The following is a 7,599-nucleotide window of genomic DNA, read 5'->3' as shown; positions in this document are numbered from 1 at the left end:
CCCGTCAATGGCGACGCGCATCTCGGCGAACCGAACGTCAACATGGTGACCTGCGGCGGCCAGGCGACGATCCCGATCGTCCATGCCGTCGCCCGTGTCGCCAAGGTGCATTATGGCGAGATCGTTGCCTCGATCGCATCCAAAAGCGCGGGTCCCGGCACGCGCGCCAATATCGACGAGTTCACCGAGACGACGAGCGAGGCGATCGTCGCGGTCGGCGGTGCGGGGCGCGGCAAGGCGATCATCATCCTCAACCCGGCCGAACCGCCGCTGATCATGCGCGACACCGTCTATTGCCTGTGCGAGGAGGCCGACCGCGAGGCAATCGAACAATCGATCGACGAGATGGTCGCCGAAGTGCAGACCTATGTCCCCGGCTATCGGCTCAAGCAGAAGGTGCAATTCGAGCATATCGGATCGAACCGGCCGCTGCGTATTCCGGAAATGGACGGCGAGTTCACCGGGCTCAAAGTCTCGGTCTTTCTCGAGGTCGAGGGCGCGGCGCATTACCTGCCCGCCTATGCCGGCAATCTCGACATCATGACCTCGGCGGCGCTGAAGACCGCGGAGAAAATCGCGCTGCGCGACAGCGAAAAGGTGGCCGCATGACCTTCGACCCGACCGAGACCAAGCTCTACATCCAGGACGTCACGCTGCGCGACGGCATGCACGCGATCCGCCATCAATATGGCCTCGACCATGTCCGCGCGATCGCCCGTGTCCTCGATGCGGCGAAGGTCGATGCGATCGAGGTCGCGCATGGCGACGGACTGCAGGGCAGCTCGTTCAACTACGGTTTCGGCGCGCATACCGACGAGGACTGGATCGCCGCCGTCGCCGAGGAGCTCGATCATGCGGTGCTCACCACGCTGCTGCTGCCCGGCATCGGCACGATCCGCGATCTCGAACGCGTCTATGATCTCGGCGTGCGTTCGGTGCGCGTCGCGACGCACTGCACCGAAGCCGATGTCTCCAAGCAGCATATCGAACATGCCCGCAAGCTCGGCATGGACGTCGCCGGCTTCCTGATGATGAGCCACATGTCCGAACCCGAACCGCTGGCCCAGCAGGCAAAGCTGATGGAAAGCTATGGCGCGCACTGCGTCTATGTGACCGACAGCGGCGGCGCGATGAACATGGAGGATTATGCGGCGCGGCTGCAGGCCTATGACCGCGTGCTGAAACCCGAAACGCAGCGCGGCGTCCATGCGCACCACAATCTCTCGCTCGGCGTCGCCAATTCGATCGTCGCGGTGCAGAACGGCGCGATCCGCGTCGACGCGAGCCTTGCCGGCATGGGAGCGGGCGCGGGCAATGCGCCGCTCGAAGTCTTCATCGCCGCGGCCGACCGGATGGGCTGGAACCACGGCACCGACCTCTTCGCGTTGATGGACGCCGCGGAGGAACTCGTCCGGCCGTTGCAGGACCGCCCGGTACGCGTCGACCGCGAAACGCTGACACTCGGCTATGCCGGCGTCTATTCGAGCTTCCTCAGGCATTCGGAAAAGGCGAGCGAAGAATATGGCATCGACACGCGCGACATCCTCGTCGAGCTGGGCCGTCGCAAGATGGTCGGCGGCCAGGAGGACATGATCGTCGATGTGGCGCTGGATTTGCAGCGGGACTGAGCCGGACGCGGCGGCCATCCCGCTTTCCTCGTCTGGCTCTAGCCGGGCAGCACGGCGATTGCCTGGATCTCGACCTTCGCCCGCTCTTCCACGAGGCGGCTCACCTCGACGACAGCCATGGCGGGAAAATGCTTACCGATGACGTCGCGATAGGCGCGGCCGATCTCCTTGAGCCGCGCGCCATAGTCTTCGAGATCGGTCATGAACCAGGTCATTGAGACGATATCGGACGGCGTGCCACCCGCCGCCTCGACCACGGCGACGACATTTTCGAACGACTGGCGGACCTGGTCGACCAGATCGTCGCTCTCGAATTGTTGCTCGGCGTTCCAGCCGATCTGGCCGCCGAGGAACAGCATGCGACCCGACCCGGCCATGCCGTTCGCATAGCCGATCGCCGGCGCCCAGCCTTCGGGGTGGATCGTCTCAGCCATCGCTCTTCTCCTCGCGCAGCCGGAAGCGCTGGATCTTGCCGGTGCTCGTCTTCGGCAGCGCATCGACGAAGACCACGGATCGGGGATATTTATAGGGAGCGATGCTGGCCTTCACATGGGCCTGGAGGCGTTCGACGGTTTCTCCGTTGGGAAGCGCGGCTTCGGCGAGAACGACATGCGCCTCTACGAGTTGTCCCCGCGCCTCGTCGGGCGCGCCGATGACCGCGCATTCGGCGACATCGGGATGGGCAAGCAGCGCCGATTCGACTTCCGGCCCGGCGATATTGTAGCCGGAGGAGACGATCATGTCGTCCGATCGCGCGGCGAAGTGGAAGCGGCCCTCCGCATCGCGCCGGAAGCTGTCGCCGGTGAGGTTCCAGCCATTAAGGACATAATCGCGTTGACGGTCATCGGCGAGATAGCGGCAGCCTGTGGGCCCGCGCACGGCAAGGCGGCCGATTTCGCCAACGGGTAGCTCCTCACCATCATCGCCGAGGATACGCGCTTCATAGCCCGTCACAGGCCGCCCGGTGCAGCCGGGGTGGCGGTCATCGGGCCGGTTGGTGATGAAGATGTGCAGCAGCTCGGTCGCGCCGATGCCGTCGAGGATCGGTTTGCCGGTCTTGCGCTCCCATTCCTCGAACACCGGCGCGGGCAGCGTTTCGCCCGCCGATACCGCCAGCCGCAGCGAGGACAGATCCGCGCCTTCATCCATCGCGGCGAGCATCGCGCGATAGGCGGTGGGGGCGGTGAAGCTGATCGTCGCGCGGTGCTGCTCGATCAGTTCGACCATGTTGGCCGGGCTCGCCTGTTCGAGCAACGCCGCCGCGGCGCCGAAACGCAGCGGGAAGATCGCAAGACCGCCGAGCCCGAAAGTGAAGGCCAGCGGTGGCGAGCCGACGAAGATATCGTCGGGCGTGACTTCCAGCACCTCCTTCGCATAGCCGTCGGCAATGATCAGCAGGTCGCGGTGGAAATGCATCGTCGCCTTGGGCTCGCCGGTGGTGCCCGAGGTGAAGCCGAGCAGCGCGACATCGTCCTGCGCGGTATCCGCCGCCTCGAACTGCACGGGCTTCGAGAGCGCGATCCGGTCGAGCTCGGCATCATGGTTGGCGGTGCCGTCGAAGCCCACGACCTTGTCGAGGAAGGCGCTGTCCTTGGCGCAGGCCACCATCTCGTCGAGGCTGCGCGTGTCGCAGAGCGCCAGCGAAATCTCCGCCTTGTCGACGATCTTGGCGAGTTCGCCCGCCCGCAGCATCGGCATGGTGTTGACCGCGACCGCCCCCGCCTTGGTCGCCGCGAGCCAGCAAGCGACGAGCGCCGGGTTGTTCGGCCCGCGGATCAACACGCGGTTGCCCGGAACAACGCCATAGTCCTCGACCAGCGCATGGGCGATCCGGTTCGACCAATCGGCCAGTTCCTTGTACGTCCTCGCCCGGCCATTGCCGATCAGCGCGATGCGGTCGCCATGGCCCTGCTCGACCAGCCGGTCGCACAGTTCGACACCGGCATTGAGCCGTTCGGGATAATCGAAACCGTCGAGCAGCAAGTCCGGCCATTGCTCCATCGGCGGCAGATTGTCGCGCGCAAAGCCGTCTTCATGGCCGGAGGGGAACAGTCCGCCCATCAATCGCCTTCGAACACCGGCGTCTTCTTGGCGGCAAAGGCTTCGAAGGCGCGGCGGAAGTCCTTGGTCGCCATGCAGATCGCCTGCGCCTGCGCCTCCATCTCGATCGCCGTGTCGATGCCGACATTCCATTCGTGCTGGAGCTGCGTCTTGGTGATGCCGTGCGCGAAGGTCGGTCCGTCGGCGAGCGAGCGGGCGAGAGCGGTCGCTTCGCCGAGCAATGCGTCCGCCTCCACCAGGTGATTGTGGAAGCCCCAGCGGTCACCCTCCTCGGCACTCATGACGCGACCGGTATATAGCAGTTCCGACGCCCGTCCCTGGCCAATGATCCGCGGCAGGACCGCGCAGGCCCCCATATCGCAGCCCGCCAATCCGACCCTTGTGAAAAGGAAGGCGGTCTTCGTCGCCGGCGTCGCGAGCCGGATATCGCTCGCCATCGCCATGATCGCGCCAGCACCGACGCAGATGCCATCGAGCGCGGCGACGATCGGCTGCGGACAGCCGCGCATCGCCTTGACGAGATCGCCCGTCATCCGCGTGAATTCGAGCAATTCGGGCATCGCCATCTCGGTCAGCGGCCCGATGATCTCGTGCACATCGCCGCCCGAGGAAAAATTGCCGCCAGCGCCCGTGACGACGACGGCCTTCACCTCATCGGCGTAGACGAGCGCGCGGAACATATCGCGCAGCTCGGTATAGCTTTCGAAGGTCAGCGGGTTCTTGCGGTCGGGCCGGTTGAGCGTGACGGTCGCGACGCCGTCCGCAAAGCTCCAGAGGAAATGTTCGGGCGCGAAAGTTTCGGGGTTCATGAAATCTCCAAGGCTTCACCGTTTCGTTCGGATTGTATCATTTCGACAACCGCATCGGCCACTTCTTCCGGCCGAATGAGCCGACCCGACGGGTTCATCCGGGCAAGTTCTCCCCTCGCCTCTTCCGCGTTCCGGCCGGTCTTCGCAACGATGTTGCGCACCGCATCGGCAACGATCTCGGTATCGACGAAGCCGGGGCAGACGGCATTGGCGGTGATGCCCTTGGCCCCATATTCCGCCGCCAGAGCACGCATCAGCCCGACCGCGCCGTGCTTCGCCGCGCAATAGGGCGCGGTATAGGCATAGCCTTCGAGCCCGGCGGTGGAAGCAATGGTGACGATCCGCCCATCGCCTGCATCGAGCATCGCGCCTATCGCCGCGCGGCAGCAATGAAACACACCGTCGAGATTGACCGCCATCGTAGCGCGCCATGTTTCCGCTTCGATGCGGGCAAAGGGTGCGCTCGATGCGGCCCCCGCATTGTTGACGAGGATAGCGACCGGGCCATGTCGGTCACACGCAGACTGCATGGCCTCCGCTACCGCTAACGGATCGGTCACGTCGCACGAAGCGGCATGGGCGCCGATCTCTCCGGCTGTCGCTTCCAGGGGTTCGGCACGGCGACCGAACAGGCTGACCTTCGAACCCTCTTTCGCGAGCGCACGCGCAATCGCCTTGCCGATGCCCGTTCCGCCCCCGGTCACGACAGCATGGCGACCCTCTATCCTCATGCCTTGAACTCCTCGGCCTCGGCCGCCAGCCGTTCCTTTTCGGCGAGGCGGTAGAGCTGGTCGCGCCCGGCCAGATAGGGATCGGGCCAGGCGACGCCCGTATCGCCGAGCTCGGCCGCAGCATGCAGCGTCCAATAGGGATCGCTGAGATGCGGCCGGGCGAGGCAGACGAGATCGGCGCGGCCCGCGAGCAGGATCGAATTAACGTGATCGGGCTCGTAGATATTGCCCACCGCCATCGTCGCCATGCCCGTCTCGTTGCGGATGCGGTCGGAGAATGGGGTCTGGAACATGCGGCCGTAAACGGGATTGGCGCGGGTCGAGGTCTGACCGGCGGAAACGTCGCAGATATCGACGCCGGCCTCATTCAGCATGCCCGCGATCCGCACCGCCTCTTCGGGCGTCACGCCGTCCTCGCCGACCCAGTCGTTCGCCGAAATACGTACCGATATCGGCTTGTCTTCGGGCCAGACGGCGCGGACGGAATGAAAGATTTCGAGCGGAAAGCGCATGCGGTTTTCCAGGCTCCCGCCATAATCGTCGTCGCGCCGGTTGGTCAGCGGCGTGATGAAGCTCGACAGCAGATAGCCATGTGCCATGTGCAGCTCGATCATGTCGAACCCGGCACGCTCGGCCATTTCGGCCGCCGCAACGAATTCATCGCGCACCCGGTCCATGACCGCCCGGTCCATCGCCTTGGGTACTTGATTGCGGTCCGACCACGTCACGGCTGAAGCGGCGATCAGCGGCCAGTTACCGTCGGTCAACGGCGCATCCATCTCCTCCCAGCCGAGCTGGGTCGAACCCTTGGGTCCCGAATGGCCGAGCTGCGCGCAGATCTTGGCACCCGTTTCGCGATGGACAAAATCGGTGAGCCGCTTCCACGCGGCCTCATGCTCGGGCGCGTAGAGGCCGGGACAGCCGGGTGTTATCCGGCCCTCAGGGCTGACGCAGGTCATCTCGGTATAGACGAGCCCCGCCCCGCCCTTGGCGCGCTCGGCATAATGGGCGAAATGCCAGTCGGTCGGACAGCCGTCGACGGCCTTGTACTGCGCCATGGGCGACACGACGACGCGATTGGCGAGCCGCATACCTCGCAGCTGGAACGGCGCGAACATCGGCGCGCGGGCATCATTCGCACCGGCGCGCGACTGGAACCAGCCTTCCGCCTCGCCCAGCCATGCCGCGTCGCGCAGCCGCAGATTTTCATGGCTGATGCGCTGCGACCGGGTCAGCAGGGAATAGGCGAACTGCATCGGTTCGAGCTTGAGGTAACGGTCGATATCCTCGAACCATTCGCACGAATTGCGTGCCGCCGATTGCAGCTTCAGCACCTCGACCCGGCGTTCCTCCTCGTATTCGGCGAAGGCGGCGGCGAGATCGTCATGCGCCTGCAGCTTGTCGGCGAGCGCTATGGCGCTTTCCATGGCAAGCTTGGTCCCTGAGCCGATGGAGAAATGCGCGGTCGCGGCGGCATCACCGAGCAGGACGAGATTTTCGTGGTGCCATTTTTTGCAGAGCACGCGCGGGAAGTTGATCCAGCCCGATCCGCGCAGGTGCCGCGCGTTGAAGATCAACGCATGCCCGGCGAGATGGTCCGCGAAGATCCGCTCGCAGGTGGCGACGGATTCCGCCGCATCCATCGCGCCGAAACCGAACTTCTCCCACGTCTCCTCGCTGCATTCGACGATGAAGGTCGCAGTGTCGGCATCGAACTGATAGGCGTGCGCCCAGACCCAACCATGTTCGGTCTCTTCGAAGATGAAGGTGAAGGCGTCGTCGAACTTCTGATGCGTGCCGAGCCAGACGAACTTGTTGGCGCGAACATCGATTTCCGGCTCGAACGTGCTGGCGAAGGCTGCGCGCGCGGCGGAATTCACGCCGTCGGCGGCGATGACGACATCGTGGTCGCGCATCAGCGACGCGATATCGCCGACCTCGGTTTCGAACCGCATGGTTACGCCCAGTTCACGCGCGCGTTTCTGAAGGAGCGTCAACAGCCGCTGCCGCCCGATACCGCAAAAACCGTGGCCGGTGGAGACAATCCGGTCCTCGCCCCGCACCACGGCGATATCGTCCCAATAGGCGAAGTCGGCGCGGATCGCGTCGGCGCTGGGCGGGTCGTTGGCGGCAAGGTTTTCGAGCGTTTCTTCGGACAGCACGACGCCCCAGCCGAAGGTGTCGTCGGGCCGGTTGCGCTCGATGACGGTGATGTCGCAATCGGGACGGCGCAATTTGAGGCTGATCGCGGCGTAGAGCCCTGCGGGCCCGCCGCCGGATATCGCGATGCGCTCGATCTGTCCGGTCCCGCTTTGCACGGCGGGGAGAGTGCGCCGGGTTGAAATGCTTTTCAACCGTCGAGCCATTTGC

The 7,599-nt window shown here is 64.9% G+C and carries 7 protein-coding genes; 2 read left to right on the top strand and 5 right to left on the bottom strand.

Annotated features, from left to right (window positions below; genetic code table 11):
• On the top strand, positions 1 to 609 hold a 609-nt coding region (locus tag Q0139_RS08455), incomplete at its 5' end, for an acetaldehyde dehydrogenase (acetylating) (RefSeq protein WP_298020103.1).
• Positions 606 to 1,628 carry a 4-hydroxy-2-oxovalerate aldolase gene (dmpG, locus tag Q0139_RS08450; RefSeq protein ID WP_298020100.1) on the top strand — a complete coding sequence of 341 codons (1,023 nt, stop codon included), beginning with the start codon at positions 606 to 608 and terminating at the stop codon, positions 1,626 to 1,628. The genes Q0139_RS08455 and dmpG, both read left to right, overlap by 4 nt.
• Positions 1,629 to 1,666: 38 nt before the next feature.
• Here dmpG and Q0139_RS08445 read toward each other — a convergent pair whose 3' ends face one another.
• Genes Q0139_RS08445 through Q0139_RS08425 form a run of 5 tightly spaced genes read right to left on the bottom strand, consistent with a single transcriptional unit; the run spans position 1,667 to position 7,583 of the window.
• Positions 1,667 to 2,062: a RidA family protein gene (locus Q0139_RS08445; RefSeq protein ID WP_298020097.1), complete on the bottom strand. Its 396-nt coding sequence runs from the start codon at positions 2,060 to 2,062 to the stop codon at positions 1,667 to 1,669.
• On the bottom strand, positions 2,055 to 3,689 hold the full coding sequence (locus tag Q0139_RS08440) for a benzoate-CoA ligase family protein (RefSeq protein WP_298020094.1): 1,635 nt from the start codon (positions 3,687 to 3,689) through the stop codon (positions 2,055 to 2,057). The genes Q0139_RS08445 and Q0139_RS08440 overlap by 8 nt, the downstream gene beginning before the upstream one ends.
• Positions 3,689 to 4,498, bottom strand: a complete 810-nt coding sequence (locus Q0139_RS08435) for an enoyl-CoA hydratase family protein (RefSeq protein WP_298020091.1) — start codon at positions 4,496 to 4,498, stop codon at positions 3,689 to 3,691. The genes Q0139_RS08440 and Q0139_RS08435 overlap by 1 nt, the downstream gene beginning before the upstream one ends.
• The gene (locus Q0139_RS08430) at positions 4,495 to 5,229 is read right to left on the bottom strand and encodes an SDR family NAD(P)-dependent oxidoreductase (RefSeq protein WP_298020089.1); all 735 of its coding nucleotides are present in this window, start codon (positions 5,227 to 5,229) and stop codon (positions 4,495 to 4,497) included. The genes Q0139_RS08435 and Q0139_RS08430 overlap by 4 nt, the downstream gene beginning before the upstream one ends.
• Positions 5,226 to 7,583 carry a bifunctional salicylyl-CoA 5-hydroxylase/oxidoreductase gene (locus Q0139_RS08425; RefSeq protein ID WP_298020086.1) on the bottom strand — a complete coding sequence of 786 codons (2,358 nt, stop codon included), beginning with the start codon at positions 7,581 to 7,583 and terminating at the stop codon, positions 5,226 to 5,228. The genes Q0139_RS08430 and Q0139_RS08425 overlap by 4 nt, the downstream gene beginning before the upstream one ends.
• Between the last annotated feature and the right edge of the window lie 16 nt (positions 7,584 to 7,599).

The organism is uncultured Parasphingopyxis sp. (assembly GCF_937129435.1).
Lineage (GTDB): Bacteria > Pseudomonadota > Alphaproteobacteria > Sphingomonadales > Sphingomonadaceae > Parasphingopyxis.
This window is presented reverse-complemented; position numbering and strand designations above follow the sequence as displayed.